Origin of the sequence: Streptomyces sp. NPDC052107 (genome assembly GCF_040680215.1) — a bacterium.
Lineage (GTDB): Bacteria > Actinomycetota > Actinomycetes > Streptomycetales > Streptomycetaceae > Streptomyces.
Map to the genome: position 1 here is coordinate 128,706 of NZ_JBFAWG010000009.1, position 25,103 is coordinate 153,808.

Below are 25,103 nucleotides of genomic sequence, written 5' to 3' on the forward strand. Positions count from 1 at the left end.
TGGCGCGGCTGCCTGTGTAGGGCGCCCGGGGCCGGGCCCCGGGCGCATGGAAGGGTGGTCGCGGCTGTGCCGTGGGTCAGTCGCGGCGGGCCTGAGTGCCGAGGTGACGGAGGGCGGTGTCGTACGGGCGCGGGGTGGGGGTCGGAGCGGCGTCCAGACGGGCGGTGATGACGAGCGTGCCCTCCTCGATCTGGTAGTCCAGGGGCAGGCCGAGGCGGCGCATCGCGGCGACCATGCCGGTGTTGGACGCCTGGGTCACGGCGTACACGCTCTCGCAGCCGGCGTCCACGGCCATCGCCACCAGCCGGCCGAGCAGCTCACCGCCGACGCCGCGCTGCTGCCAGTCGTCCTCGATCAGCAGCGCGACCTCGGTCTCGTCGCCGTCCCACAGCAGGTGGCCGAGTCCGACGATGCGGCCCGAGGTGGTCTGCGCCGCAAGCGTCCGGCCGAAACGGGGGCTGAGCAGGTGGTTCAGATAGCGGTCCGCGTCGCCGACCGGGCCGTGGTAGCGCATGCCGAGGGTGCGCGGCGAGCACCGCTCGTGCATCGCCTTCGCCGCGGCCAGGTCTCCGGTGTCCGCCCGGCGGACGGTGATCTCGTTGCCCTCGGGCAGGGTCAGCACGTCCTTGCCGCGCGGGATCCGCGGACCGAGCCGGTTGTCGAGGTCCACCAGCGCCCGGGCCCGGGCGAACTCGGTGGGCGTGAACGGCAGATACGGCCGCTCCACGGTGAGCACCCCGCCCTCCGGCGCCGGCAGCCGCATCACGGTGTCCTCCAGCACGCCCTCGACCGGCACCGGCTCGGGCCCGCGGCCCCCGCCGGCCGGTGTCCCGGGCAGCGAGCGGATCGTGCACCGGCCCAGCAACTGGCGCAGCGCCAGCGGCAGTTCGGCGGCGTCCAGCGCGGTGCGGGCGGCCAGCCCGAGCACGCGGGTGGGGGCGTCGACCAGGTCGTGCGCGTCGGCCCGCTCGATCCAGGTGGACTCCCCGCCGGCCTGCGAGACCGCCCGGGTGATCTCGGCCGCCTGCAGCGCGCCCGGCGCCCGCAGCAGGAACTCGTCCACGGTGCCGTCGGCGAGCGGGTGAGTCTGGAGGCTCAGGATGTCGACGCGCCGCTCGGCCAGTGCCGTGCACAGCGCCGCCAGCGAGCCCGGCTCGTCCTTCACGGTGGTCCGCATCCGCCACAGCGCACCGGTGTCGACCACGTCGTCCGTGGCGTCGCCCGGCTGCCCGGAAGGCCCGGCCGACCGCGTCTCGGCGGTCGGCCGGGCGCCGGTATCACCGGCCGGCGGTGCATGTCCGTGGTGCCGTGCCCACCAGGTGTGGAAGCCGGCCGTCGCGGCCAGCATGAGCGCCGAGATCACCAGCAGGGCGGGACCGTCGGGACCGTGCCCGATCAGGTTCGCCACTCCGTCGGCCACGGCGACGGCCGTGAACAGCGCGGCGAGTTCGACGACGTCCCGCCGCCAGTGGTGCACGGGGCGTCCGTGTTTCGCTCGGGTCACATCAGACATTTCTGCAGTCATGCAGCCACTGTGAAGGAAAGGTGTTGCGTGATCACGAACTGATTGTGACCGATGGGTAAAGCATGCTCCGTCCGGTTTGTTGCATTTTCTAGGGCTGTCCGGCCCCGTACCGCCCGACCCCAGATCGTGGCGTTGTCGTCATCGAGTGCTCGCGTCATACGAAAACCGTAGAGGCGGCCACTGACAATCCGTGCGACCTGCGAAAAGGGCCGTGGAACGGAGGAGTTGACCGTGCCGCGCGCCGTGGGATGACGCCGGTGCGCGGCACGGATGAAGGGTACGGGACCGGCGGGCCGGTCGGTGCCTACTGGCCGACGCGGCCCGGCTGGAGCGTCTGCGTGAACAGCACGGTGCCGTCGTACTCGCGCAGCCGTACCGTCAGTTCAGCGCTGCCGCCGTCGATGTCGACCTCGCCGAAGAACTGGTAGCCCTGGGCCGGCGACACGTTGGACGCGGTGGGCGCCTTGACGAACACCCGGTCCGGGCCGAACGTGCCGTCCAGCGCGCTGGCCGGGAAGGCGCCCGCGTTGAGCGGGCCGGAGACGAACTCCCAGAAAGGCTCGAAGTCCTTGAACGCGGCCCGCGACGGGTCGTAGTGCTGGGCGGAGGTGTGGTGCACATCGGCCGTCAGCCACACCGTGCCGGTGATCCGCCGGTGCTTGATGAAGCGCAGCAGCTCGGCGATCTGCAGCTCGCGGCCGAGCGGAGCGCCCGGGTCGCCCTGTGCGACGGCCTCGAAGTTCGGCTTGCCCTCGACCGGGTCGGGCACGACCAGCCCGAGCGGCATGTCGTTGGCGATCACCTTCCACACCGCGCGGGACTTGGCGAGCTCCCGCTTGAGCCACTCCAGCTGCTCGCGGCCGAGGATGCCCACCGGGTCCGTGGTCTGGTTGTCGGGGGAGTTCGCGTTGCGGTAGGTGCGCATGTCGAGCACGAACACGTCGAGCATCGGACCGTGGTGGACGACCCGGTAGATCCGGCCGTCCGGGCGCTCGCTGACGGTCGAGATCGGGAAGTACTCGGAGAACGCCTGCCGGGAGCGCAGCGCCAGGTCGTCGAGCCTGGTGCCGGCCGGGTAGGGGGTGCCTGTGCCGATGACCTCGCCCGGGTACCAGTTGTTGCGGACCTCGTGGTCGTCCCACTGGATGATGTTCGGCACCTGGGCGTTGAACCGGCGCAGCGCCGAGTCCAGCAGGTTGTAGCGGAAGTTGCCCCGGTAGTCGTCCAGGCTGATCGCGACGTGCGACTTCTCCTCGGTGGTGACATTGCGGTAGACGCTGCCGTCGGGCAGGGTTGCGGTCGCCGCGATCGGGCCGTCGGCGTAGATGTTGTCGCCGCTGCACAGGAAGAAGTCGGGGTCGACCTTCGCCATCGCGTCGAAGATGCGGTAGCCGCCGATGGACTCGTTGATTCCCCAGCCCTGTCCGGCCAGGTCGCCGGACCACACGAACCGCACGTCCTGGCGGCGCCGGGCGGGCGCGGTACGGAAGGTGCCGGTGACCGGCTCGCTCGTGCGGCGCGTGTCGTCCGGGTCGGCGAGCGTCACGCGGTAGTGGATCTGCTCGCCCGAGGGCAGACCCCGCAGGCGGGTGGTGCCGGTGAAGTCCGTGCCGGAGCCCAGCAGCGGACCGCGCCATCTGCGCGGGTTGCGGAACGACTCGGTGGCCGAGGTCTCCACGATCATCCGGGCCGGCCGGTCCGAACGCACCCACACCAGGCCGGAGTCGGTGGTCACATCGCCCGCCTGCACGCCCCAGCTCGCCTGGGGGCGCCCGGAACGGGCGAACGCCGGGGCCGCGCCGAGGCCGACGGGCAGGGTGAGGGCCGCCGACGCGACCAGGGAGCCGCGCAGAACGCTGCGGCGGCCGGGGAACGGACGGTCTGACATGGCTGCGCCTCCAGGAACGGGATCCGGCCAGTGTGCAAAGCCACACCTACTGGGACGCTGCGGCGCGCGCGGAAACCCGAAGTGAACAACGGGCCTTGGGAAGGCACCGCCGACCGGCCGCCGTGGTCGCGCATGGTTTGTTGTGCGGCAGTGCGGTTCGAGTGCCGCCACTCGGGGCCGCACGTACGAGCACGTACGCGCGCGTGCTGGCGTGCAGGGGCAGACGCGGGCCGGTGCAGGGCGGTCTGCCTGACCGGCCAGGCGGTAGTTTCCCGCCCACACGCACCCGCGTGCGGCGCGATACCTACGGCCGGGGCAAGTCGCTTCGGCAGGGCCCCGCACCCGGCGGCCGGCCCAGGCCCTTCGGCGGGACGTGCGCGACTACGGGCCCCGCGCCTCCCGTGAAGCGGCACACCCTGCGATCGGCCCGGCGCCGTCATCGTCGGGCGCGCCGGTTGTCGGGTGCGGCCCCTTCAGCGAGCCGATACCGACGACCGGCTCGGCTCTACGCGTGAGGGGCCCCCTCGGAAGTCGGCTCGTCCATCGCAGCGAGCTCGACCCGGCCGGTCCGCCGCCCGTCGCCGACGTCGGCACGCTCACTGGCTGCCGTCCAGAATGACCCGCGCGACCAGCGCCGGGTCGTCGTTCATCGGGCAGTGGCCGCAGCCGGGCAGCCGTACCAGCCGGGCGTGCGGGATCAGCTGCTTGGCGCGCACGCCCTGGCGGCGTACGAGGAGCCGGTCCCTGGTGCCCCAGGCCACCGTGACCGGCAGACCCGGCAGGGCGTCGGTGAACCGGACGGTGGTGCCCGCCCGCAGCGTCGCCTCGAACCCGGCGGCCCCCACCAGTGCGAGCGTCTCGGCGACCACGGCCTCCGGGGCGCGCAGCGCGGGGCGCGCGTAGATGGTGCTCGTCAGCGCGGTACGGCCGGCCGCGGTGCGCGACAGCCGCTCCACCAGCGGCAGCGGAAGCCGCTGGGCGATGCCCCGCATCGCGAGCAGCACCGTGAAGGCGTACCGGCGCTCGGCCTCCGTCCAGAAGCCGGCCGGGGAGAGGGCCGTGATGGACCGTACGAGCTTCTCCCGGCCGAGCTCCAGGGCGAGCAGGCCGCCCAGCGAGTTGCCCGCGATGTGCGGCCGGTCCAGCTCCAGCGCCTCGAACAGGGCGCCGAGTACGGAGTTGGTGGTGGGCAGGTCGTAGGCGAGGCCGTCCGGCAGGCCGGGGGACGCGCCGAAGCCCGGCAGGTCGACGGTGATCACGTCGCGCTCGGTGGCGAGGATGTCCACGACCGGGTCCCAGGCCTGCCGGTGGTGACCGATGCCGTGCAGCAGGACCAGCGGTTCGCCGCGTCCCACGCGCGCGTAGGACACGGTCACGTCCTTCGGGCCGAGCTGAGTGGGGACCTTGAAGGAGACGGTGGCGGACATGGGGGTGCTCCTCGTCTGGGTGCTGACGGACGCCGTAGACAGCTTGTCAGCAATTGCTACCGGTCGGTAGCCCCCAGTGGCCGTACGTGCTCGCTCCCGTGGTGGTCAATCCGCCCGGCGCACCTCGATGTTGAAGTCCGCGGTCCCCAACTGCCGCATCATGGCCAGCCACAGCGGCAGGTACATCTCCGTCGCCCGCGCCGCCTGGATCCCACCCAGGTCCAGCACCCGCTCGGCCGGCCATCCGAACTCCCCGAGCAGCGCCGTCACCTGCTTCTTGGCCCCGGCGTCCTCACCGCACACGAACAGGTGGTGCGCACCCGGCACCCGGCCCGGATCCACCATCACCTGACAGTTGACCGTGTTCAGCGTCTTCACCACGCGCGCGTGCGGAAAGGTCCGCTGGATCTGTTCGCCCACGCTGTCCGACTCCACCGGGTCCAGCCGCGGTTGGCCGTCCTCGAAGGCCAGCGGATTGCAGACGTCCACCACGACCTTGCCGTCGAGGTGTTCCGCGCCGGCCGCCCGCAGGGCGTCGAGTGCCACCCGGCCGCCCACCGCGTTGATGACCACCTCGGCCGAGGCGGCCGCCTCCGCGAACGTGCTCGCGCGGGCCCGCTCCGCCGAAGCCGTGGCCCACTCCAGCGCCACCGGGTTGTCCTTGACGCGCGATCCCAGGGTCACCTCGTGCCCCAGCTCGAGCAGTCTGCCGCCCAGCGTGCGGCCCACCTCGCCCGTGCCCAGCACCGCGTATCGCATCGGCCACCTCCCGTCGCCGGCCGCCGGCTTCCGGCGGTCCGCGGTCATTGTGAGCCGGACCGGCGTCGGACGGGCCGATTCCGGGTGGACAGCCCCCGCGCGTGTCGGATGGGATGGAGCGGTGACCACCGAGACCGCGACCGACGTCTTCGAAGAGCACCGCCCTCTCCTCATGGGTGTCGCCTATCGCATGCTCGGCCGCGTGGCCGACGCCGAGGACGTGGTCCAGGACGCCTGGCTGCGCTGGTCCCACGCCGACCGGGCGGAGGTCCGCGCACCGCGCGCCTACCTGGTACGCATCACCACCCGACTGGCCATCGACCGGCTGCGCCAGGTGCAGACACGCGGCGAGGCGTACGTCGGGCCATGGCTGCCGGAGCCGTACCTCACCGAGTTCGGCGAAGCCGCCCCGGACGCGGCGGAGCGCGCCCTGCTCGCCGACAGCGTCGCGCTCGCCCTGCTGGTCGTGCTGGAGTCGCTGTCGCCGCTGGAGCGAGCCGTCTTCGTGCTCCGAGAGGCGTTCGGCTACCCGTACGCCGAGATCGCCGGCCTGCTCGACCGCGGCGAGGCGGCGGTACGGCAACTGGCCGGGCGGGCGCGCCGGCACGTCGATGAGCGGCGGCCGCGCTACGAGGTCGACCCCGCCCAGCGACGCGAGCTGACCGAACGTTTCCTCGCCGCCGCGGCCGACGGTGACCTGGACGGGCTCATGTCCCTGCTCGCCCCGGACGTCCGCCTGGTCGGCGACAGCGGCGGCAAGGCCAAGGCGCCCCTGCGGATCCTGTACACCGCCGACAAGGTCGGCCGGTTCCTCGTCGCCGTCGCGCAGCAGTCCGCGGCGGCCCTGTCCTACCGCTTCCTGGAGGTCAACGGCGGCCCGGCGCTGCTGGTCCTGCTCGACGGCAAGCCCGAGAGCCTGGTCCAGGTGGACGTCGTCGACGGCCGCGTCACGACCGTGTATATCGTGCGCAACCCGGACAAGCTTGGGCGCCTCGCCGACCGCTGAGCCCCACACCCCGAACCGCCCGCGTGCCGCGAGCCCCCGTCCTGTGACGGGGGCTTTGCCGCGCTGTCACACACACCGGCGCGTACGAACGCCTCATGAACGCTCCGTGGCAGGTCGGCTGTGCGTTGCCCAGGGGAAGGAGGATTGGTCTTGACCAAGGGTGAAGGCCGCCCTATGGTCGCAGAGAAGTGCAACAACCTTTAATAAACAAGGGCGCTAAAAACCGCCGGACGACGGCTCTTGCGGAGGACAGGGTGGGGACCACGCAGCTGGAATCGGTGCCGGAACCGAAGTACTGGCATCTCAAGACCGTGCTCAGCGAGGCACTGGACTCCGAGTTCTCGGTCGGCGAGATCCTGCCCAACGAACGCGACCTCGCCGCCCGCTTCGGGGTGGCCCGCGCCACGCTCCGGCAGGCCCTCGAACAGCTCGAGCTGGAAGGCCGGCTGCAGCGCCGCCGCGGTGTCGGTACGACCGTCGCGCCCCCGCGTGTCGGCGTGGCCGTCGGCATCGAGCAGCACGTCTGGCCGGGCGCCGCTTCGGACGCCTGGCAGCCTGTCGACTGTGACCAGGCGGTGCCGCCCGCCGCCGTCGCCACGGCCCTGGAGACCGGCGCGGACGAGCCCGTGCACACCGTGCGCCGCTCCCGGATGTCCCACGGCCAGCGGGTCGCCACAGAACTTCTCTACATCCCGGCGGCCTCGATCCCCGACCTCACCGCGATCGACGCCCCGTCCGGCCCGGCACGCGCGCGTGCGGTGCTGCGCGAGCTCCAGCACCTGACGCTCGAGGGCCAGGACCGCGCCGTCGAACTGGGCTCCGCCCGCGCCGACGACGCCAAGGACCTCGACCGGCTCCCCGGCTCCCCGGTCCTCGTCGTCACCACCCGCTTCTTCGCCGCGGGCCGCACCACCGCCCTGTCCGTCGCCACCTACCGCGCCGACACCTGCCGGCTGACCTTCGGCGACTCCCCGGACGTGGAAATACACCACGACCCGGAACGCCAGGCCTCCTGACCTCCGGGCCGCCAAGGGGCGCGGGGAACGGCGCGACCAGCCACGGCGGTGCCGCGCCAGCAAGGCGACCGGCACCCGGCACCACGTGGGCAGATTCCCGCGTCTCCGGGCAACTCCGCACCGCCGGGCGGGGCGAACCCCCAAGGGGCGCGGGGAACGGCGCGACCAGCCACGGCGGTGCCGCGCCAGCAAGGCGACCGGCACCACGTGGGCAGATTCCCGCGTCTCCGGGCAACTCCGCATCGCCGGGCGGGGCGAACCCCCAAGGGGCGCGGGGAACGGCGCGACCAGCCACGGCGGTGCCGCGCCAGCAAGGCGACCGGCACCGCTACCCGCCGCTCCCCACGGCGCACCGCTCAGCGCCGCCCCGTCACCGAGCTGTCCACCGCGAACAACTGCTCCTCGACGTGGTCCAAGGCCAAGCGCAGCGCCCCCGTGGCCACCGCCGCCTCGCCCAGCAGAGACAGCGCCACCTCGGGCGGACGTAGGCAGTAGCGGGCCAGTTCGCGCCGCAGCGGTTCCAGGACGCCGTCCAGGCCCGCCGCCCACCCGCCGATCACCACCAGCTCGGGATCCAGCGCCAGCACCAGCGCGGCCACGTCGTGCACCAGCCGCTGGATGAACCGCTCCACGGCCGCCCGCGCCCGCTGGTCGCCCTCCCGGGCCAGCGCGAACACCTCGGCGACCGCCTGCTCGTCCAGCGGATGCAGCGGCTGGTCGGTGGTGGACAGCAGCGTCTCCGGAGTCGCCTCGCGTCCCAGCAGATGCAGCGCGCCGATCTCCCCGGCCGCGCCGCCGTAGCCTCGGTGCAGCCGCCCGCCGATCAGCGAACCCGCACCCGGGCTCAACCCGGCCAGCACGAACACCACGTCGTCCGACTCGCCGGCCACGCCCTTCCAATGCTCGGCGACGGCCGCCGCGTTGGCGTCGTTCTCCACCAGCACCGGGCACTTGAAGGAGCGGCTGAGCCGCTCACCCAGGTTCAGGCCCGTCCACTGCGGCAGAGCGGTGCTCAGCCGTACCGTGCCGTCGGCCTCCACGATCCCCGGCGTGCCCACGCCCACGGCCCGCAGCGAGCCGCGCGCGACTCCGGCCCGGCGCAGCAGCTCGGCGACCGCGCCGCGCAGCCTCTCCAGCCGCTCACCCGCCGGTGCCGTCTCGTCGACCTCCTTGGCCTGCGCGCCCAGCACCCGCCCGTCCAGGTCGGACAGCAGCGCGGCGACCCGGTGCGGGCCGATCTCCAGGCCCAGCAGATGCCCCGCCTCGGCCCGGAACCGGAACCGGCGCGCGGGCCGTCCCTGACGGCGCGCGGTGCCCTCGTCGGCCGCGGTCTCCACGACGAGCCCGCCCTCGATGAGCCCTTCGACCACGCCCTCGACTGTCGGCCGGGACAGTCCGGTGACCCGGGTGATCTCGGTGAGCGTCGCGCAGTCCGTGGCACGCAGCGCGTGCAGCACCACCGCGGAATTGATCCTTCGCAGCAGCGAGGGATCGCCGCCGGTCAGCTGCCCCACCGTCCGTCCTTCCAGCTCGCGGGCGTGTTGGGCGGATCGTACTCGGCCCGGCGCGCCCCGGCGAGTGCCGGCTTCCGCACGGCCGGCCCGGCTCACCCCGGCTCGACGAACCCCGACTCGTACGCCGCGATCACCGCCTGGGTGCGGTCGCGCGCGCCGAGCTTGGCCAGCACGGCGCTCACATGCGACTTGACCGTCTCCGTGCCCACGACCAGCCGAGCGGCGATCTCCGCGTTCGACAGTCCGCGCGCCATGAGCCGCAGCACCTCCGCCTCCCGCTCCGTCAGCCGGGCCCGCTCCAGTGCGGCACGCGCCGGCCGGTCGCCGTCGCCGTACCGGGCGGCGAGGCGCCGTACGGATGCCGGGAACAGCAGCGACTCGCCCTCCGCGACCAGCCGGACCGCGTGCACGATCTCGGCCGGACGGGCCCGCTTCAGCAGGAAGCCGTCGGCGCCCGCGCGCAGCGCCTCGTACACGAACTCGTCGTCCTCGAAGGTCGTCACGACGAGGATCTTCGGCGGCTCGGCCACCGTCCGCAGCACCACGCGCGTGGCCTCGATGCCGTCCAGCAACGGCATGCGGACGTCCATGGCGACGACGTCCGGCCGCAGTTGCCGCACCAGTGGGACGACCGCGGCCCCGTCGGCGGCCTCGCCCACCACCTCGATGTCGGGCTGCGCCTCCAGCACGGCCCGCAGACCCGCGCGAACCAGTGGTTCGTCGTCGACGAGGAGTACGGTGACCGGCATCCGGCCAGACTAGATCAACTGATCGGCAGCTCCGCGCGCACCTGCCAGTCGCCCTCGTCCGGACCGGTGCGGGCGCTGCCCCCGAGCAGTGCGGCGCGCTCCCGTATGCCCCGCAGGCCGCTGCCCCGGCCCGCGCCTGACATCGGCCCGGGCAGCGGATTGCGGACCTCCAGGGTGAGCAGATCGCCGGTGACCGCGACCCGGACCCGCACCGGCGCGGCTCCGGCGTGCCGCAGCACATTGGTCAGCGCCTCCTGCAGGATCCGGTAGCCCTCGCGGGACACCGGCCCGGGCACGGCAGCGACCGGGCCCGTCACCTCGGCGTCGACCTTCGCGCCGGAGGCCCGCGCCGACTCCAGGAGCCGGCCGGCGTCGGCCAGGGTGGGCCGGGCACTCACCGGACGATCGGCCTCCCGCAGCACGCCCAGCACCCGCTCCAGGTCCTCCAGGGCCGCCCGGCCGGTCTCCTCGATGGCGTCCAGGGCGCGGTCGGTGAACTCCGGGTCGCCCGCCGCCCGGGCCGCGCCGGCCTGTACCACGGCCACCGTCAACGCGTGCCCGATCGAGTCGTGCAACTCCCGTGCGATACGGGTGCGTTCCAGCAGCCGGTCGGTGCGCTCCTCCAGCGCGGCAAGCCGCTCGGCGGCCGACGGGCCGAGCAGCCGGCGCGCGCAGACCGTGACCAGCTCGCCCAGCCCGACGACCACGCCGTACAGGGCGAGCAGCGCAAGCGGCGTCAGCAGGGCCCACCAGCGGTGCGGCGGCAGCCGGTCCAGCAGCGGCAGCCCGGTCGGCGCCCGCCCCCAGGCGCAGCGGGCCAGTTCGAAACCGGTGCCGAGCAGCCACACGGTGGCGAACACGGCCGCCGTGCCGAGGACCATCCGCAGCTGAAGCCACAGCACCGTGCGCCACCGGTCCCGCCAAGTCGCCGACGGCGCCTCGGAGATGCCGGGCTCCGCCTCGCCGGGCGTGAGCAGCAGCCGCGCCTGCGCGCCCTCGCCCCGGCGCACCGCGGGCACCAGACCGAGCGGGACGAGCACCAGCGCGGGCACCCAGGGAGTCGACATGTCGATGAAGAGCCAGACACTGACCACCAGCATCGGCACCCACAGATGCAACAGGCGCGTGTACGTCGTCCCGCGCGACAGCGGGCGCAGGAAGCGGAGCATCCGGGCCATGACGCCATCGTCGCAGGCGGCACCGACAACGGACCTCCCCCGCGCGGGGGAGAGGCTCTCCACCGGCGGGGGAGGACCCGGGCTCCCGCCGTCGCCAGGCTGATTGCCATGACCAGCATCGACGTACGCGACCTCAGCAAGGAGTACGGCGGACGGCGGGCCGTGGATCAGCTCACCTTCAGCGTGCGCCCCGGCCGCGTCACCGGCTTCCTCGGCCCCAACGGCGCCGGCAAGTCCACCACCATGCGCCTCGTCCTCGGCCTCGACCGGCCCACCTCCGGCACGGCCACGATCGGCGGCCAGGCCTACGCGGATCTGCGCGAACCCCTGCGCCGGGTGGGCGCGTTGCTCGACGCACGGGCCGCGCACGGCTCCCGCACCGCCCGCGACCATCTGCGCGCCCTCGCCGCGAGCAACCGCATCCGCGACCGGCGGGTCGACGCCGTACTGGAGGAAACCGGGCTCGCCCGGGTGGCCCGGCGGCGGGTACGGACGTACTCCCTCGGCATGCGCCAGCGCCTCGGCATCGCCGCCGCCGTCCTCGGGGACCCCGAGGTGATCCTGCTCGACGAACCCGCCAACGGCCTCGACCCCGAAGGCATCGTGTGGATCCGCACGCTGCTGTGCCGGCTCGCCGCGGAGGGCCGTACGGTGCTGGTCTCCAGCCATCTGATGGGCGAGACCGCCGCCTTCGCCGACCAACTCGTGATCCTGGGCCGGGGGCGCCTGCTGGCCGACACTCCGGTCCGGGAGTTCATCCACGCGCGCGTGCGGCCGCACGTCCGGATCCGCACCACCGAGCCCGCCGCGCTGGACGACCTGCTCGCCCGGCACGGCCTCGACGCCGCACCGGCTCCGGACGGGGCCCGTACCGTGTGGCACGCGCGTGTGGACGACATCGGCCGGCTCATGGCCGAGGCGGGCCTACCCGCCCTGGAACTCGCCGCGTACGAGGCCACCCTGGAGGAGGCCTACCTCGATCTGACCGCGGCCGAGGCCGAGTTCACCGCACTGCACCAGGAGGCCTGACCATGCCGTTCGCTCCCGTTCTTCGTGCCGAGTGGATCAAGATCCGTACGCTGCGCTCACTCGTCGGCGGCCTGGCCGTGATCCTCCTCGCCACCACCGCGTTCTCGGCGCTCGCGGCCGCGGACGCCGACGGCTCGGACCCGCTGTACTCGGTGTTCTTCGGCGTGGGCCTCGGCCAGATCGCCGCGATCGCCTTCGGTACGACGGCCGTCTCCGCCGAGTTCCGGGGCGGCGCGCTGCGGCTGACGCTGTCGGCGGTGCCCGACCGCCGGCGCTGGTTCGCCGCCAAGGCCACCGCGATCGCCCTGCCCGTGCTGGCCGTCGGCCTCCTCACGGGGCTGGTCACCCTGCTCGTCGGCAAGTCGGTCCTCGGCACCTCCGGTCCGGCCTGGAGCGAAGGCCTGCGCGGCGCCGTCTGCTGCGCACTGCACCTGACGCTGATGGCACTGTTCGCCGCCGGACTCGCTGCCGTGCTGCGCAGCGGAGTCGCGACCCTGTCCGTGCTGATCCCGTTCCTGCTGATCGTGTCCTTCGTGATCGGCGACCTGTCCGCCGGCGTCGCCGACTTCCTGCCCGACCGGGCCGGCCAAGTCGCCCTGCACAGCGCCTGGGACGGCCCCCTCGGCCCGTGGAGCGGGCTCGCGGTGACCGCGCTGTGGTCGGCGGCCGCCCTGGTCGCGGGCGCATGGGCCCTGGACCGCGGGGACGCCTGACAGCCCGCCAATTGTCAGTGGTGCCCGCTTTACTGGATCACATGGACATCGCGAACCACCTCGCTGTGATCGACCGGCTGTGCGCCCGGGAGTTCCCGGCGGAGCACGGCCGGTCCGGGGCGGGCACGGCAGGACCCGGTTACGCCACCGTGGCGTTAGAGACGAGCCACGGGATGCGAGTGGGCCACGCCTCGGTGCGGGAGCGGACCGCTGTGGATTTCCAGGCGTACCGGGAGGCCATAGCGGAGCGGCTGCACGACCGCTGGGGCCGTCAGCCGCCGTGGGGCCAGCTCACGGTGCGCCTGCGCCTGAGCCGGGGCGAGGAGATACCGGAACCTTGGGCCACCCTGAGCCTGCTCACCGACGAGCTGGATGTGTGGCAGTTGGCGGAGGCCGGCCGCTGGGTCGCCGTCGGCGTCGCCGACCGGGACGCCGCGGACGAGATACGGCTCCTGGCCGTGGTCACGGAGATACCTCCGCCGTGACCACCGGCCGCGTGGCGTCGGCAGCCCGCCCGACTCCGCGCTGGGACACCTCACGCAGACCCCCGGCCGCGACCGCTGGGCCTGCGCAGCGAGCCGCAGCCGGGCGAACTCCTCCGCGATGGTTGCCGCCGTCCAGTGCGCGTTCAGCCCGCTCAGGGTTCCCGGAACTGCACCTTGGCGCCTCCAGGAGCCTCCACGGACCATGATCGTTACGCCGCCGGGCTGGACGCCCAACTGACCCCGTGACCTGGGCAGACGCGGCGATCCGGGGTCGGGTGACCCGTCGCCCCCTGCGCTGCTGATCTTGGGCCAGGCTCGCCCTGGTGGACGGCAGCACGATGAAGCATCATCCGGCCGGACTGCGGGGCACAGATAAGCCCCAAGTAACGCGTGCACATCGGACGTTGCAGACGTATTGGTCCGGAGCATGACCAGCCGTAGCATCGGAAGATCCTGTGGCACTACGCCACTTATGGACTCGCTAGGCGGCCATGGCACAGCGCGGGGGTGCGGACCATGTGGAGCGATGACTACGACCAATGGGGCAGCTTCCTCAAGGACGAGTGGCGGCAAGAGCGGTTCATCAAAGCTGTCGAAGCCAAACCACCCCAAGAATGCTGGATGGCAGGAGCCGGACTACGTAGGCGAGGGCCGCTACTACTGGCTCTGACGAGCACCAGCCACGGCGCTTGTGCTGACATCATCCGCTTGTGTCATCGCCTCGCCGGCGGCCGCTGGATGACGGGCCATCACGGCTCACTGGATCAAGCCTTGTCGTATGGGCTGGTCATCAACTGATCGCGCGGTACCGTGATAGGTCGGTGACAGTGCGTATGGAGGAGGGGGCCGGTGCAGCAACATGGTGCCCGTAGCAAGAAGATCAACCCGAACGCGTACAACGCACTAGCCGATGCGCTCTGGCGGATCTACTGGAACAAGGGCCACTTTGAGCGCTACGTGCGCGGCATGCTGCAAGACCACAGTGAGCTCCTGGCCCGCCTCGACTTCGGCCGAACCAAGCGCGAGACGTCGGGGGAACTGGTCGACCTTCTCCGGGCCAACGAGGCGCGCTACCTCGACGTGACCGTGGCACTCATGCTCGACATCGCGGGCATGGACCGGTTCCCAAACCTCGAAAGCCAGGTCGATGGTGCCGACATGGTGGCCAAGGCCGAGGCTGCCGTGACCGAGCTGCGCCGCTGGACTGGCAAGCAGCAGGAGGTCATCAAGGAGCACGAGGAGCACGCCGCATCCATCGCCGAGAGCGCCAAGCAGGCCCAGGCCATCCGGGCGTTCATCGAGGCCCATGAAGACCTGAAGCAACGCTTCTTCGTGATGCACTCCGCCACGGACAAGCACCAGCGAGGCCGCGACTTCGAGGGCTTCATCAACGAACTGTTCGCCCTGTACGACCTGGAGCCGCGGGCGTCATACAGCCTGGAGCATGAGCAGATCGATGGTGCGTTCTCCTTCGACACTGACCACTACGTCCTGGAGGCGAAGTGGTGGAAGGACGCCATCGGGCGGCCGTTGCTCGACATCTTCAAGACCAACATTGAGCGCAAGGGGAAGAACACCCTCGGCCTCTACATCAGCATGAGCGGCTTCACCTCGGACGCCTTGGACATGTACGCCTACAGCACGCCGTTCATCACGATGGACGGGGCCGACTTCATGGCGGTGCTTGACCAGCGCATCCGGCTGGACGACCTGATGACTCACAAGCGGAAGCACGCCAGCCAGACTGGTCACTGCTACCTGCCGGTCTCCAAAATCTTTTCGGAGTCGGAGTAGGCGGCAGTACTGCCCATCATCCGCTTGTGTCATCGCCCCGCCGGCGTGGATGGCATGACCGGATGATGACGGCCGCGGGCTCGTCGACGTAACGGGCAGCCCACCACAATGAGAGGCCGCTGAACGTGCTTGGACTGTGCCACTGCATCTTTGGTCGTCCTCGACCTGGCGGCCGTCCTGCAGCCGCTCAACGGGGTTGAGGGGCGCCCGCCATGACGCATCATCGGGCGCGGCCGGCGTACCCCGGAGGATGCGTCATCGGACACGACAAGGCACCCCCAACGCAGGAGCATCGCTCAGGGCCTCACGGGGAGAAGACCCGTTACCGCGTCGGGGGTGCCGCTTGAAGGGTGGCCCCTACTCGGGGAGTGGTAAGCAGAGACCACCCGGCATGGTGAGTTACGGCTTGAGCTTGATCAGCGGGCCGTACCGGTTGCCGTCGATGTCGTGGAAGAAGGCCACCGCATCACCGATGGGTTCGGGAACGTTGCGGAAGATGCCGCTTACGGCCACGGTCTCTCCCGGCTCGAACCATCTGCCGATGTTGGGCATCGACGAGCAGGAGAAGCTACTGGCGTCACTGGGACCGATCACCGTGTTGTCGCTGTTCCCGGCATCCAGGACCAGGAGGTTAGGTACGGGCTCACTGCGGTCCTTCAGTAGGTTGGTCATGGTGAGCCGGACGGCCACGTTGGTGTGACCAGGAGATGCGTCAAAGCCGCCCTGAGTGCAGTTGTCAGCGTGCACCCTCGGGCCGTTCTCGCCCACCTGGATGGCGATGCGCCAGCGGTAGCCGGACTGGTCCTGGTAGACGAAGGACTGCCCACCCTCGATGCCTTCCGTCGCTTCAGATGACGGCTTGTCCTGGCCCGCCGCGGCGCTCGTGGTGGCGGCCGGCCGCGCGTTGGTACTGGCGCTTGTGCCGCCGGATGAACAGCCGGAGATGGTCAGTCCGGCTACGGCAGTAGCGACCGCAAGGCGCTTCACTCGTCCCCCTTGATGGGTGGTGGTGGGATGGTCTGAGGTAATACGTCCGGCTGGATGATCGAGCCGTAGTAGCGGATGACGTGCGGGCTTTTGGCTTTTGGCAGCGGGCCGTCATACGGCTGGTACTCTCGCGGGCCGGTCGCTTCACCCGGCGCCACCATGCGCACCCCGGCGAACAACTGGCGTTCCCATGACGACAGTTCAGGGCCCGGGGCTTCAGTGGGTGGTGGGCTGTCCATACCGCATCACCCCGTCCCGGAAAGCCGCTATGTTCGCCGTCCTGGTGACGCGGTCATCACGTAGCTGGGGCTCGACTGGACGCGACGGCGGCGGCAGATGAAGCCGCTCATGCTCGGGCAGGTCCGTGGGGGCGGGCTTGCCGGGAAACTCGATCTGCGCCCAGACGACCTTGCCGGATGACGGGTCGGGAGTGGGGAAGGTGTAGCCCCACTTGCTGCTCAGGCTGTCGACCAGATGAAGGCCCCGGCCGTTGGAGTCGAGCGCCGTTGAATCGCGCATGACGGGCGGGGTGCGGTCTTCATCCTGCACGTAGACCTGGACGTGATCCGGGTAGCACCACAGCACCAGCACGAAGCGCCGGATGGTGGACTGGCCCGCCCAGGGCGGTGGGTCTTCCGGTTTCTTGCTGTGCCTGACGGCGTTGGTGGCCAGCTCGGAGACGACCAGAACCGCATCATCGACGACGCTTTCCGGGACGCCCCAGTGCCTCATGGTGTCGCGGGTGTGGATGCGGGCCCAGCCGACAGCGGTTGACTCACAGGCCAACTCCAGCTTGCTGAACCAGGGCATCGGCGGGTTCATGGCCCCACCTCCCGGACAGTCCGGTCGAGCAGACAGAGCGGTTGGTCGGGGGCGGGATTCTCTTTCCGTGCGTTCATTGGTGGCCTTGTCGCATACAGCGGCCGATGGGGGACGGCCGCATTGGTGGGGGAGTTGCGGCGATCAGTGACCCGTCGGCCGGGCGAGCGACAAGCCCAGTTCACGGGCTAAGTCGGTGGCCAGCGTCATGGCCTGGGCCTCGGTGATGACCTCGATGCGCTCACCATCCCGGCCGAAGTAGAGCAGGAAGCCGTGCTCACCGGGGACGGCGCGGCGCATGAGCGGCACCCGCAGTCCCGGCGTCTGGCCGAACTCCGTGCCTGTCATCGGGCTCCTTTGGCTCGTGACTGGTGGCGAAAGCCGTAACGGCCTGTAGCCGGAGGGGCGTTGGCGCGTAACGGGCTACCTAAGCTAGACCGGAATCCGTGCCGCTCGCAACGGTTCCAACGGAACGGTTCCGTTCGCCAGGAACGGTTCCGAGATCACTCGGTACCGTTGACTTGGGAAAACGGGCAGACTGGTCGCACAGAAGTGAGGGAGGAACGAGGTGGCCGAGCAGACACCGACGGTGCGTCGCCGTCGTCTGGGCTCTGAGCTGCGAAAACTGCGGGAGGAAGCTGGGGTAAGTCTGGAGCAGGCCGCCGAAACCCTGGAGTGCAGCCGTTCCAAGATCAGCCGCATCGAGCTGGGTTATCTCGGCATCAGGGTGCGCGATGTACGCGACCTCTTGGCCAGCTATGGCGTCAAGGATGATGAGCTGCTTGAGCGGTTGACGGCTCTGGCTCGGGACGGCAGTAAGCGCGGATGGTGGGACGCCTACGGCCAGATCATTCCGCCCGCCTACGCCAACTACCTGGGCCTGGAAGCCGATGCCAACTACATCCGCACCTTTCAAAGCATCTTGATCCCCGGCCTGCTTCAGACCGAGGAGTACAGCCGGGCCGTCATGAAGGCCAACCCGGCGATGGTGCGCGATGAAGTCGTCGACACCCTGATGAAGGTGCGGGCTGAACGACAAGCCATCCTGACGCGCGACACCGACCCGGTGCGCTTCTGGGCCATCATCGGGGAGGCCGCGCTACGGACTCCCGTTGGCGGAGTCGAGGTCATGCGCGCCCAGCTCGACCACCTGACGAAGATGACGGAGCGGGGCAACATCACGCTTCAGGTGCTGCCGTACTCGGTCGGCGCTCATGCTGGGTTGTCCGGCCCCTTCCTGGTGCTGTCGTTCGCCGTGCCCAACGACTCGGGCGTGGTGTGGCTGGAGAATCTGTCATCCAGCCTGTACCTCGACACTCAAGAGGAAGTGTCCGGGTACACCCTCGTCTTTGATGACCTGCGCTCCAGTGCGCTCAACCCCGCCGACTCCCTGGAACACATCGCCAGGATCGCTCAAGAACTCGGGACAAAGGGAAGTTAAGAGGTATCGATGGACACCCCGATGAACTGGCGCAAGTCCAGCTACAGCGGCAGTACCAATGAGTGCGTGGAGATAGCCGACCTGGCCGACGGCGGCCGGGCCGTCCGCGACTCCAAGAACCCTGATGATGGCTTCTTCCGCTTCACCGCGGCCGAGTGGTCCGCCTTCATCCAGGGCGTCAAGGCAGGCGAGTTCGACCTGTAGCCTCGTGAGCACAAGAGCCCGACCAGGACGCAAACTGGTCGGGCTCTTGGTGCGTCTGGGCGAGGGATGACGGCCGAGCTGGCTCGACACTGCCGCCAGTCGTACGGACGCCGGCGGGGCGATGGCCTAAGCGGAGGGTGCGCAGTACCCGCTACTGGAGCTGGTCGATACACACCCGCAGGAGGGCGTTGATGTACGCGCGCAAGGGAACGTCGTGCATCGTGATGACGCCTCGACTGGTGCGGATTTGGCGGTGCATGACGTCGTCCGCCTGGTTCTTGAACTCCAGCAGCTTCTTGGCGTACTTACGGTCTGCATCCGTAGGCCAGGCGTAGTTGCTCGCCACCGCCTGAAAGGACTTCTGCCCGAGGATGGGCGGGACGTGGTCGATGATGGCCCGCACCAGCGCGTGACAGGCGTATGCATGACCATCCCGGAAGCACGCGTTTAGCTCCCGCATGAGCTGCAAGAGCTTGTCTGGGCTCAGCCGGGTATGACCCTGCTTAGACGTCATCTCATTTGGCTCGGTAGGCTGTCGGTCGTGGTTTCGATCGTTGAGCGGCTGGTGCCGGATGAGTTGTGGGAGCTGTTCCAGCGGGTGGTTCCGGAGGCTCCGTCGCGGCCTCAGGGTGGCGGTCGGCGCCGGCACGGTGACCGGGAGGTGCTGGCTGCGATCGTGTTCGTGGCCATGTCGGGCTGCACGTGGCAGCAGCTGCCGTCCGCGTCGTTCGGGCCGTCGGGGGCGACGGCTCACCGGCGTTTTGCCGAGTGGACGAACGCCAGGGTGTGGGCGAAGCTTCACCGCTTGATCCTCGACGAGCTCGGCGCCCGCGGTGAGCTGGACTGGTCCCGCTGCGCGGTCGACTCGGTGAACATGCGGGCCCCGAAAAGGGGGGCCTGACAGGTCCGAATCCTGTCGACCGGGGCAAGTACGGCTCGAAGATCCACCTGATCACCGAACGGACCGGTCTGCTCCTGTCGGTCGGAATCTCGGGGGCGAACCTGCACGACAGCCAGGCGCTGATCCCGCTGGTGAAGGGGATACCGCCGATCCGCTCCCGGCGCGGACGCCGACGGCGCAGACCGGGAAAGCTCCACGCCGACAAGGGATACGACTGCGACCACCTGCGGCGATGGTTACGCGGGCGCGGCATCAGGCACCGCATCGCCCGCAAGGGCATCGAGTCCTCCACCCGCCTGGGCCGCTACCGCTGGACCATCGAACGCACGATGTCCTGGCTCGCCGGATGCCGCCGACTACACCGCCGCTACGAGCGCAAAGCCGAGCACTTCCTCGCCTTCACCAGCATCGCCTGCACCCTCATCTGCTACCGCAGACTCACCAAATGAGATGACGTCTTACTCCCCGGCGGTCAGCTCGTCGGCCCGCGCGGTCGCCCGCGCCACGACGTTCGTGATGCCCAGTCCGTACGACAGCAGCTCCTCGATGGTCTCGGGCCGGCCACCCGACTGTTCCAGGTCTTCCGCGGTAATGCCGACGGCGTGTGCCATGCGGGCGACCGTGGCGAGCGAGGTGTTGACCGGCACGCCGCGATTGTGGCCGGCGATGACGCGCCGCCAGCAGGACTCGTTGATGCTTGCTCGGCGCGATGCCTCCCGCTGGGAGATTGAGGAGCGTTTCAGGGCCGTGCTGATGGCGTAGGCCTCCGGCGGGGGGTCGGCCGCATCTTGGGCTCACCCTTCTGGCTGCCCACGTCCCCAGTGTCCGCGCTGGTCCGCGCGCCTGCTCGACGCGGATCAGGCCGTGATCGGTCACTCTGTGCCGACGTGGGGCTGGATCTCCACCGTGAAGACGGCGTCGTCCGGGCCGGTGCCTTCTTTGTGCGCCCACACGATCACGCGCACGTGTTGCTCGCCGATGCCGTTCACCTTCCACTCGGTCACCAGGTCGGTGACGACGAGCGCAGCGACGTACTTGGCGCCCTGCCTGGGGGTGTCGGTGGTGATCTTTCCCCGCCAGCGATGGGAGCGGCCGGCGAGGGGGCGCCAGCCAGCGGAGCCGTGCGGCTCCTCCACCCGGTACGCCCACGTCCTCTCGGTGCCCATGGGACCGATCCTGTCACCGTGAGGAGCCTCAGGCGCCGGAGATCACCCTGCGTCGAAGTCCGACCGGGGCCGGACATCCACGACGAAGTCCGCATCCTTCAGGTCGCCCACTTCCTCGTGCCAGAGGAAGACCCGCACGTGCATCGCGTGGTGGAAGCCGGCCCTCTCCCACTCGGCCATCAGGTCGGCGACGATCCGGCCGATGGCGTGCTTGGCGCCCTCGGCCGTGTCGGGGGCGGCGATCGCACCGTGCCACCGTTCGGGGTCGCAGCCGTAGGGGCGCCAGCCCTCGGACCCATGCGGCTCGAACACCCGGTACGCCCAGTCCGTATTGGTGTTCATAACACCGATCGTGTCACCGCAAGGAGCCTCATGCGCCGCATCGGATCGACGCCCGCAGAGCGCGGGTCCGTCGGAGCGAACAACTGCCCCGACGTCCTGGAGCTGGACGACGGCGACTTTCTCATGATCGGGCCGCGCCCGAGGCGGAGCGGATGAACGGGCTGGGCGCATCGATCGGCGAGGACGAGTCCCTGGTCGTGGTGCCGCGCGACTGCATCCTGGCCGCCGCGAAGCAGCCGGCGTTCGAGGGGGTCGCCGGGGTGACGTGATAGGGGGCGGCCGGCTGTGCTCGTCGGGTTGCGGGCGCGGCCCAGTGACCACGAAATTCGAACACGTGCTTGAATTCGGAGCATGTCCCGCCGCAAGAACGAGCACCTCACCGACCGCCAGGAGAAGATCGTCGGTTCCTCCGCGCGTACGTCGCGGACGAGCGGGAGTATCCGACGACGGCCGATCCACTACACCGTCTGGCCGGGCGACAGGCTCTCGACGATCGCGCCGCGGTTCAAGGAGAGCTGGCAGCAGCTCTACGCCGACAACCGCAAGGTCGTCGGATCCGACCCCGACGTCATCTGCCCGGGCATGGTGCTCAGCGTCCGTCACGCGGGTACGGGCTCCGCCGTCTCTCACATGTCCGTTGCGGCACTGAACGCGAGAACGGTCCCGCTTTCGTAATGGGTGCGATCTGTGATCTCGCGGGTCTTCGTTCCGTCGGATAGCTCGATCATCGTTTGTGTAGGTCGAGAGGGGAAGACAACCGGGGCGCCCCGGCGGGCCCTTGCACTCAGCGCGAGTCGAGCGCCCGCAGCGCCGCGTTGATCACATTCTGAGCGTCGGCTCCGTACACCGCGGACTCCTGCAAGGTCTTCCACACCTCCCACCGGCGGATGGGCGGGGCCTTTCACGTGCCTGGATCACGGAGCGGAGTGTTCGTATTTTTCAGGGATTCAGCCCGCAGAAGAGCACCCGGAGGCCGTCCGCGACGACGTCCGGTACGAGACGGTCGCGGGCGGCCTCCAGTTCCGCCTGGGTGAAGCGGGGGAACGGGGGAGGGGGCAGAGGTGGTCAGAGGATCGCGCCGGGGGTGTACCCGGCGGCCTCCGGGTGCTGCTTGACGATCTCCTCGATCCGGCCGACGAGCACACCGACCTGGTCGGCGGCGGCACCGGTGAAGGACAGCTTGTCGGCCATCAGGGCGGCCAGCTGGTCGCGGTCGAGGGGCAGGCGGTCGTCGGCGGCGAGCTTGTCGAGCAGGTCGTTGCGCTCGGCGCCCTGCTCGCGCATCGCCAGCGCGGTGGCGACGGCGTTCTCCTTGATCGCCTCGTGCGCGACCTCGCGGCCGACGCCGGCCCGCACCGCGCCCATGAGCACCTTGGTGGTGGCCAGGAACGGCAGGTAGCGGTCCAGTTCGCGGGCGATGACGGCGGGGAAGGCGCCGAACTCGTCGAGGACCGTCAGGAAGGTCTCCAGCAGGCCGTCCAGCGCGAAGAACGCGTCCGGCAGCGCGACCCGGCGCACCACCGAGCAGGACACGTCGCCCTCGTTCCACTGGTCGCCGGCCAGCTCTCCGGTCATCGAGGCGTAGCCGCGCAGGATGACCATCAGGCCGTTGACGCGCTCGCAGGAGCGGGTGTTCATCTTGTGCGGCATGGCGGAGGAGCCGACCTGGCCCGGCTTGAAGCCCTCGGTGACCAGCTCGTGCCCGGCCATCAGCCGGATCGTCTTGGCCAGCGAGGACGGCGCCGCCGCCAGCTGCACCAGGGCGGTGACGACCTCGTAGTCCAGCGAGCGCGGATAGACCTGGCCGACCGAGGTGAACGCCTGCGAGAAGCCCAGGTGCCGGGCGATCCGGTTCTCCAGCTCGGCCAGCTTCGCCGCGTCACCGCCGAGCAGGTCCAGCATGTCCTGCGCGGTGCCGACCGGGCCCTTGATGCCGCGCAGCGGGTAGCGGCCGAGCAGCTCCTCGACGCGGCCGTGGGCGACGAGCAACTCGTCGGCGGCGGTCGCGAAACGCTTGCCGAGCGTGGTGGCCTGCGCGGCCACGTTGTGCGAGCGGCCGGCCATGACCAGCTCGGCGTACTCGCCGGCCAGCTTGCCGAGGCGCGCCAGCACGGCCACCGTACGGTCGCGCATCAGCTCCAGCGAGAGCCGGATCTGCAGCTGCTCGACGTTCTCGGTGAGGTCGCGGGAGGTCATGCCCTTGTGCACGTGCTCGTGCCCGGCGAGGTCGTTGAACTCCTCGATCCGCGCCTTCACATCGTGCCGGGTGACCTTCTCGCGCTCGGCGATCGAGGCCAGGTCGACGGTGTCGAGGACACGCTCGTAGTCGGCGATCGCCTCGTCCGGCACCTCGATGCCGAGGTCCTTCTGGGCCCGCAGCACGGCGAGCCAGAGCTGCCGCTCCAGCTTCACCTTCTGCTCGGGGGACCAGAGCGTGGCGAGCTCGGCGGAGGCGTAGCGTCCGGCGAGGACGTTCGGGATGCGAGGCTTGGCGGGCGCGGCAGAAGTCACGTGTCCAGATTCTACTGGCGATTCGTGCAGGCCAGCGCCACGCCCCTGTTCGGCGGAAGCTACGAGGGCCGCGTCACTGGGTGGCGTCCGTCGGCTCGGCAGGCTCCGGCGGCCCGTCTGTTTCGGCCAGCTCCGCCAGCACGTCCGCGTGGCACGGCTCCGGTGCGCACCAGCACGCCAGCGTCTTTCCCCGCAGCCCCTCGACCAGCTCCAGCAGCTCCGGGCGCTCCAGCAGATGGGCCCGGTACATGGTTATGACCTCAGCCCGGGTGCCGTCCCGCTTCTTCTCCGGGGTGTCGTACGCGAACGGGTTGTACAGCGGGTGCCGGGGCAGGTCCCAGCCGCCCATGGTCCAGCGGCGGCCGACGTAGACCACGTCCGCGGGCGCGTGTTCCAGCCGGGGACCGAACTCGTGGATCCGGCCCCGGACGTTGATCACGCGGGTGGTCATGACCGTGAGGTTACGCCTGAGCCTCGTACGGCAGCAGCTCCGGACGTTTCGGCGGGCGGCCGTCCCCGGAGGAGCGGCCGGTCAGGCGCCGGCCTATCCAGGGGAGCAGGTGCTCACGGGCGAACCGCGCGTCCGCCACCCGGCGCGTCACCCAGTTCGGCGGCACCGTGGCCGGCATCGGCACATGCCAATCGGTGTCCTCCGGGTCGTACCCGAGCGTCTGCCACACCGCCTCGGCGACCCTGCGGTGCCCCTCCGCCGTCAGATGCAGCCGGTCCACGTCCCACAGCCGGGGGTCGCCCAGCGCGGGCGCACCGTACAGGTCGACCACGACCGCGCCGTGCCTCCCGGCCAGCTCCTCCACGCAGGCGAACAGCTCCTCCATGCGCGGCCGGAACCGCTCCAGCACCGGGCCCTGGCGGCCGGGACTGCGCATCAGCACCAGCTGCTTGCAGGAGGGAGCCAGCCGCTCCACGGCCTCGGTCAGCAGGCCCTTCACCCGGCCCATGTCGCACTTGGGCCGCAGGGTGTCGTTGAGCCCGCCGACCAGCGTGATGACATCGGCGTTCATGCTCGCCGCCACGTCGACCTGCTCGTCGACGATCTGTCCGATCAGCTTCCCGCGCACGGCCAGGTTGGCGTACCGGAAGCCCGGCGTACGGGCGGCCATCCGCGCGGCGAGCAGGTCGACCCAGCCCCGGTAGGAGCCGTCGGGCAGCAGGTCCGACATGCCCTCGGTGAAGGAGTCGCCGACCGCGACCAGGCTGCTGTAAGGGGGAGGTGTGGGATTCGTCTGCATGGCGTGTGCGATGGTATCCCGGGCTCCATACCCGCCGGTCGGTCACCCCGCAATCACCCGGGTCCGGTTCTTGGGTCTGGCTGGTCGGCGGGGAATCGTCCGGGACTGGCTCTCGGGTCCGGCTGGTCGCCGGGGGATGACCCGGGTCCGGCGCTGGGTCCGGCTGGTCGCCGGGGGATGACCCGGGTCCGGCGCTGGGTCCGGCTGGTCGCCGGGGGATGACCCGGGTCCGGTTCTTGGGTCTGGCTGGTCGGCGGGGAATCGTCCGGGACTGGTTCTTGGGTCTGGCTGGTCGGCGGGGAATCGTCCGGGACTGGCTCTCGGGTCCGGCTGGTCGCCGGGGGATGACCCAAGACCGGCGCTGGGTCCGGCTCGGAGCCCCGGAATGACCAGGACCCG

29 protein-coding genes and 2 pseudogenes are annotated in these 25,103 nt (G+C 70.6%); 12 read left to right on the top strand and 19 right to left on the bottom strand.

The window, feature by feature from the left end; translation table 11 throughout:
* Positions 1-76: 76 nt before the first annotated feature.
* The 4 genes from AB0M27_RS12805 to AB0M27_RS12820 all read right to left on the bottom strand — a co-directional run bounded on the left by AB0M27_RS12805 (position 77) and on the right by AB0M27_RS12820 (position 5,599).
* Positions 77-1,525 carry a GNAT family N-acetyltransferase gene (locus AB0M27_RS12805; protein ID WP_365720852.1) on the bottom strand — a complete coding sequence of 483 codons (1,449 nt, stop codon included), beginning with the start codon at positions 1,523-1,525 and terminating at the stop codon, positions 77-79.
* Positions 1,526-1,829: 304 nt separating this feature from the next.
* Positions 1,830-3,413 carry an alkaline phosphatase D family protein gene (locus tag AB0M27_RS12810; RefSeq protein ID WP_365720854.1) on the bottom strand — a complete coding sequence of 528 codons (1,584 nt, stop codon included), beginning with the start codon at positions 3,411-3,413 and terminating at the stop codon, positions 1,830-1,832.
* A gap of 596 nt (positions 3,414-4,009) precedes the next feature.
* Positions 4,010-4,840, bottom strand: a complete 831-nt coding sequence (locus tag AB0M27_RS12815; protein ID WP_365720856.1) for an alpha/beta fold hydrolase — start codon at positions 4,838-4,840, stop codon at positions 4,010-4,012.
* A gap of 105 nt (positions 4,841-4,945) precedes the next feature.
* Complete coding sequence (locus AB0M27_RS12820) at positions 4,946-5,599, bottom strand: NAD(P)-binding domain-containing protein (RefSeq protein ID WP_365720858.1); 654 nt, start codon at positions 5,597-5,599, stop codon at positions 4,946-4,948.
* A gap of 121 nt (positions 5,600-5,720) precedes the next feature.
* On the opposite strand from AB0M27_RS12820, the gene AB0M27_RS12825 reads away from it, so the two are divergent.
* Complete coding sequence (locus AB0M27_RS12825) at positions 5,721-6,605, top strand: RNA polymerase sigma-70 factor (protein WP_365720860.1); 885 nt, start codon at positions 5,721-5,723, stop codon at positions 6,603-6,605.
* Between the two features lie 254 nt (positions 6,606-6,859).
* The gene (locus AB0M27_RS12830; RefSeq protein WP_365720862.1) at positions 6,860-7,621 is read left to right on the top strand and encodes a GntR family transcriptional regulator; all 762 of its coding nucleotides are present in this window, start codon (positions 6,860-6,862) and stop codon (positions 7,619-7,621) included.
* Positions 7,622-7,977: 356 nt separating this feature from the next.
* Here the strand turns inward: AB0M27_RS12830 and AB0M27_RS12835 are convergent, their stop codons facing one another.
* The 3 genes from AB0M27_RS12835 to AB0M27_RS12845 form a co-directional block, all read right to left on the bottom strand.
* A complete protein-coding gene (locus AB0M27_RS12835) occupies positions 7,978-9,135 on the bottom strand; it encodes an ROK family transcriptional regulator (RefSeq protein WP_365720864.1) in 1,158 nt (385 codons plus the stop codon).
* Positions 9,136-9,227: 92 nt separating this feature from the next.
* A complete protein-coding gene (locus AB0M27_RS12840) occupies positions 9,228-9,884 on the bottom strand; it encodes a response regulator transcription factor (RefSeq protein WP_365720866.1) in 657 nt (218 codons plus the stop codon).
* A gap of 14 nt (positions 9,885-9,898) precedes the next feature.
* Entirely contained in the window at positions 9,899-11,053 is a 1,155-nt protein-coding gene (locus AB0M27_RS12845; protein WP_365721094.1) for a histidine kinase, read from the bottom strand.
* Between the two features lie 117 nt (positions 11,054-11,170).
* Here AB0M27_RS12845 and AB0M27_RS12850 point away from each other — a divergent pair, with 117 nt between their 5' ends.
* The 3 genes from AB0M27_RS12850 to AB0M27_RS12860 are packed head-to-tail and all read left to right on the top strand — an operon-like array spanning position 11,171 to position 13,289.
* Positions 11,171-12,091 (top strand): ATP-binding cassette domain-containing protein, encoded by a 921-nt coding sequence (locus AB0M27_RS12850; protein WP_365720868.1) that lies wholly within the window; start codon positions 11,171-11,173, stop codon positions 12,089-12,091.
* Between the two features lie 2 nt (positions 12,092-12,093).
* A complete protein-coding gene (locus AB0M27_RS12855) occupies positions 12,094-12,804 on the top strand; it encodes an ABC transporter permease (protein WP_365720870.1) in 711 nt (236 codons plus the stop codon).
* A gap of 41 nt (positions 12,805-12,845) precedes the next feature.
* Entirely contained in the window at positions 12,846-13,289 is a 444-nt protein-coding gene (locus AB0M27_RS12860) for a hypothetical protein (RefSeq protein ID WP_365720872.1), read from the top strand.
* Positions 13,290-13,370: 81 nt separating this feature from the next.
* Here AB0M27_RS12860 and AB0M27_RS12865 read toward each other — a convergent pair.
* Positions 13,371-13,442 (bottom strand): annotated as a pseudogene (locus tag AB0M27_RS12865) (mismatch-specific DNA-glycosylase); the annotation flags it as partial.
* A gap of 363 nt (positions 13,443-13,805) precedes the next feature.
* Between AB0M27_RS12865 and AB0M27_RS12870 the strand changes: the two are divergent.
* Together AB0M27_RS12870 and AB0M27_RS12875 are read left to right on the top strand one after the other, a co-directional pair.
* Positions 13,806-14,087, top strand: coding sequence for a hypothetical protein (locus AB0M27_RS12870; protein WP_365720874.1), 282 nt, complete (start codon positions 13,806-13,808; stop codon positions 14,085-14,087).
* Positions 14,088-14,138: 51 nt separating this feature from the next.
* The gene (locus AB0M27_RS12875; RefSeq protein WP_365720876.1) at positions 14,139-15,083 is read left to right on the top strand and encodes a restriction endonuclease; all 945 of its coding nucleotides are present in this window, start codon (positions 14,139-14,141) and stop codon (positions 15,081-15,083) included.
* Between the two features lie 399 nt (positions 15,084-15,482).
* Here AB0M27_RS12875 and AB0M27_RS12880 read toward each other — a convergent pair whose 3' ends face one another.
* The 4 genes from AB0M27_RS12880 to AB0M27_RS12895 all read right to left on the bottom strand — a co-directional run bounded on the left by AB0M27_RS12880 (position 15,483) and on the right by AB0M27_RS12895 (position 17,237).
* Positions 15,483-16,070, bottom strand: a complete 588-nt coding sequence (locus tag AB0M27_RS12880; RefSeq protein ID WP_365720878.1) for a hypothetical protein — start codon at positions 16,068-16,070, stop codon at positions 15,483-15,485.
* Positions 16,067-16,309 (bottom strand): hypothetical protein, encoded by a 243-nt coding sequence (locus tag AB0M27_RS12885; RefSeq protein WP_365720879.1) that lies wholly within the window; start codon positions 16,307-16,309, stop codon positions 16,067-16,069. Before AB0M27_RS12885 ends, AB0M27_RS12880 begins: the two co-directional genes overlap by 4 nt.
* Positions 16,287-16,892, bottom strand: a complete 606-nt coding sequence (locus AB0M27_RS12890) for an ATP-binding protein (protein WP_365720881.1) — start codon at positions 16,890-16,892, stop codon at positions 16,287-16,289. The genes AB0M27_RS12885 and AB0M27_RS12890 overlap by 23 nt, the downstream gene beginning before the upstream one ends.
* Positions 16,893-17,033: 141 nt before the next feature.
* Entirely contained in the window at positions 17,034-17,237 is a 204-nt protein-coding gene (locus AB0M27_RS12895; protein ID WP_365720883.1) for a hypothetical protein, read from the bottom strand.
* A gap of 220 nt (positions 17,238-17,457) precedes the next feature.
* Between AB0M27_RS12895 and AB0M27_RS12900 the strand changes: the two genes are divergently transcribed.
* Positions 17,458-18,330 (top strand): helix-turn-helix transcriptional regulator, encoded by an 873-nt coding sequence (locus AB0M27_RS12900; protein WP_365720885.1) that lies wholly within the window; start codon positions 17,458-17,460, stop codon positions 18,328-18,330.
* A gap of 9 nt (positions 18,331-18,339) precedes the next feature.
* Positions 18,340-18,534, top strand: a complete 195-nt coding sequence (locus tag AB0M27_RS12905) for a DUF397 domain-containing protein (protein ID WP_365720887.1) — start codon at positions 18,340-18,342, stop codon at positions 18,532-18,534.
* A 151-nt stretch (positions 18,535-18,685) separates the two neighbouring features.
* Here the strand turns inward: AB0M27_RS12905 and AB0M27_RS12910 are convergent, their stop codons facing one another.
* Positions 18,686-18,994, bottom strand: a complete 309-nt coding sequence (locus AB0M27_RS12910) for a hypothetical protein (protein WP_365720889.1) — start codon at positions 18,992-18,994, stop codon at positions 18,686-18,688.
* A gap of 33 nt (positions 18,995-19,027) precedes the next feature.
* On the opposite strand from AB0M27_RS12910, the gene AB0M27_RS12915 reads away from it, so the two are divergent.
* Positions 19,028-19,884 (top strand): IS5 family transposase gene (locus tag AB0M27_RS12915; RefSeq protein ID WP_365720891.1). Its coding sequence is split into 2 segments (ribosomal slippage): positions 19,028-19,417 and positions 19,420-19,884, totalling 855 coding nucleotides; the frame shifts between segments, so codons are not numbered across the junction.
* Positions 19,885-19,896: 12 nt separating this feature from the next.
* Here the strand turns inward: AB0M27_RS12915 and AB0M27_RS12920 are convergent.
* The 3 genes and pseudogenes from AB0M27_RS12920 to AB0M27_RS12930 form a co-directional block, all read right to left on the bottom strand.
* Positions 19,897-19,977: pseudogene (locus AB0M27_RS12920) on the bottom strand (mismatch-specific DNA-glycosylase); the annotation flags it as partial.
* A gap of 330 nt (positions 19,978-20,307) precedes the next feature.
* The gene (locus AB0M27_RS12925; RefSeq protein WP_365720892.1) at positions 20,308-20,601 is read right to left on the bottom strand and encodes a hypothetical protein; all 294 of its coding nucleotides are present in this window, start codon (positions 20,599-20,601) and stop codon (positions 20,308-20,310) included.
* Positions 20,602-20,643: 42 nt separating this feature from the next.
* Positions 20,644-20,943 (bottom strand): hypothetical protein, encoded by a 300-nt coding sequence (locus AB0M27_RS12930; RefSeq protein WP_365720894.1) that lies wholly within the window; start codon positions 20,941-20,943, stop codon positions 20,644-20,646.
* A 30-nt stretch (positions 20,944-20,973) separates the two neighbouring features.
* On the opposite strand from AB0M27_RS12930, the gene AB0M27_RS12935 reads away from it, so the two are divergent.
* Both AB0M27_RS12935 and AB0M27_RS12940 read left to right on the top strand, forming a co-directional pair.
* Positions 20,974-21,099: a hypothetical protein gene (locus tag AB0M27_RS12935; protein WP_365720896.1), complete on the top strand. Its 126-nt coding sequence runs from the start codon at positions 20,974-20,976 to the stop codon at positions 21,097-21,099.
* A gap of 195 nt (positions 21,100-21,294) precedes the next feature.
* Positions 21,295-21,618, top strand: coding sequence for a LysM domain-containing protein (locus tag AB0M27_RS12940; protein WP_365720898.1), 324 nt, complete (start codon positions 21,295-21,297; stop codon positions 21,616-21,618).
* Positions 21,619-22,008: 390 nt separating this feature from the next.
* On the opposite strand, the gene purB is transcribed toward AB0M27_RS12940, so the two are convergent.
* From purB to AB0M27_RS12955, 3 genes are all read right to left on the bottom strand, one after another.
* Entirely contained in the window at positions 22,009-23,454 is a 1,446-nt protein-coding gene (gene purB / locus AB0M27_RS12945) for an adenylosuccinate lyase (protein ID WP_365720900.1), read from the bottom strand.
* Between the two features lie 73 nt (positions 23,455-23,527).
* Entirely contained in the window at positions 23,528-23,905 is a 378-nt protein-coding gene (locus tag AB0M27_RS12950) for a DUF4326 domain-containing protein (protein ID WP_365720902.1), read from the bottom strand.
* A 10-nt stretch (positions 23,906-23,915) separates the two neighbouring features.
* Entirely contained in the window at positions 23,916-24,704 is a 789-nt protein-coding gene (locus tag AB0M27_RS12955) for an SGNH/GDSL hydrolase family protein (RefSeq protein WP_365720904.1), read from the bottom strand.
* Positions 24,705-25,103: the final 399 nt, after the last annotated feature.

Excerpts from the sequence above, each read along its gene's own strand:
- AB0M27_RS12805 (WP_365720852.1), bottom strand. The coding sequence starts at position 1,525 with ATGACTGCAGAAATGTCTGATGTGACCCGAGCGAAACACGGACGCCCC.
- AB0M27_RS12810 (WP_365720854.1), bottom strand. The coding sequence starts at position 3,413 with ATGTCAGACCGTCCGTTCCCCGGCCGCCGCAGCGTTCTGCGCGGCTCC.
- AB0M27_RS12815 (WP_365720856.1), bottom strand. The coding sequence starts at position 4,840 with ATGTCCGCCACCGTCTCCTTCAAGGTCCCCACTCAGCTCGGCCCGAAG.
- AB0M27_RS12820 (WP_365720858.1), bottom strand. The coding sequence starts at position 5,599 with ATGCGATACGCGGTGCTGGGCACGGGCGAGGTGGGCCGCACGCTGGGC.
- AB0M27_RS12840 (WP_365720866.1), bottom strand. The coding sequence starts at position 9,884 with ATGCCGGTCACCGTACTCCTCGTCGACGACGAACCACTGGTTCGCGCG.
- AB0M27_RS12845 (WP_365721094.1), bottom strand. The coding sequence starts at position 11,053 with ATGCTCCGCTTCCTGCGCCCGCTGTCGCGCGGGACGACGTACACGCGC.
- AB0M27_RS12850 (WP_365720868.1), top strand. The coding sequence starts at position 11,171 with ATGACCAGCATCGACGTACGCGACCTCAGCAAGGAGTACGGCGGACGG.
- AB0M27_RS12855 (WP_365720870.1), top strand. The coding sequence starts at position 12,094 with ATGCCGTTCGCTCCCGTTCTTCGTGCCGAGTGGATCAAGATCCGTACG.
- AB0M27_RS12860 (WP_365720872.1), top strand. The coding sequence starts at position 12,846 with ATGGACATCGCGAACCACCTCGCTGTGATCGACCGGCTGTGCGCCCGG.
- AB0M27_RS12870 (WP_365720874.1), top strand. The coding sequence starts at position 13,806 with ATGTGGAGCGATGACTACGACCAATGGGGCAGCTTCCTCAAGGACGAG.
- AB0M27_RS12885 (WP_365720879.1), bottom strand. The coding sequence starts at position 16,309 with ATGGACAGCCCACCACCCACTGAAGCCCCGGGCCCTGAACTGTCGTCA.
- AB0M27_RS12890 (WP_365720881.1), bottom strand. The coding sequence starts at position 16,892 with ATGAACCCGCCGATGCCCTGGTTCAGCAAGCTGGAGTTGGCCTGTGAG.
- AB0M27_RS12895 (WP_365720883.1), bottom strand. The coding sequence starts at position 17,237 with ATGACAGGCACGGAGTTCGGCCAGACGCCGGGACTGCGGGTGCCGCTC.
- AB0M27_RS12905 (WP_365720887.1), top strand. The coding sequence starts at position 18,340 with ATGGACACCCCGATGAACTGGCGCAAGTCCAGCTACAGCGGCAGTACC.
- AB0M27_RS12910 (WP_365720889.1), bottom strand. The coding sequence starts at position 18,994 with ATGCGGGAGCTAAACGCGTGCTTCCGGGATGGTCATGCATACGCCTGT.
- AB0M27_RS12925 (WP_365720892.1), bottom strand. The coding sequence starts at position 20,601 with ATGGGCACCGAGAGGACGTGGGCGTACCGGGTGGAGGAGCCGCACGGC.
- AB0M27_RS12930 (WP_365720894.1), bottom strand. The coding sequence starts at position 20,943 with ATGAACACCAATACGGACTGGGCGTACCGGGTGTTCGAGCCGCATGGG.
- AB0M27_RS12935 (WP_365720896.1), top strand. The coding sequence starts at position 20,974 with ATGCGCCGCATCGGATCGACGCCCGCAGAGCGCGGGTCCGTCGGAGCG.
- AB0M27_RS12940 (WP_365720898.1), top strand. The coding sequence starts at position 21,295 with ATGTCCCGCCGCAAGAACGAGCACCTCACCGACCGCCAGGAGAAGATC.
- AB0M27_RS12950 (WP_365720902.1), bottom strand. The coding sequence starts at position 23,905 with ATGACCACCCGCGTGATCAACGTCCGGGGCCGGATCCACGAGTTCGGT.
- AB0M27_RS12955 (WP_365720904.1), bottom strand. The coding sequence starts at position 24,704 with ATGCAGACGAATCCCACACCTCCCCCTTACAGCAGCCTGGTCGCGGTC.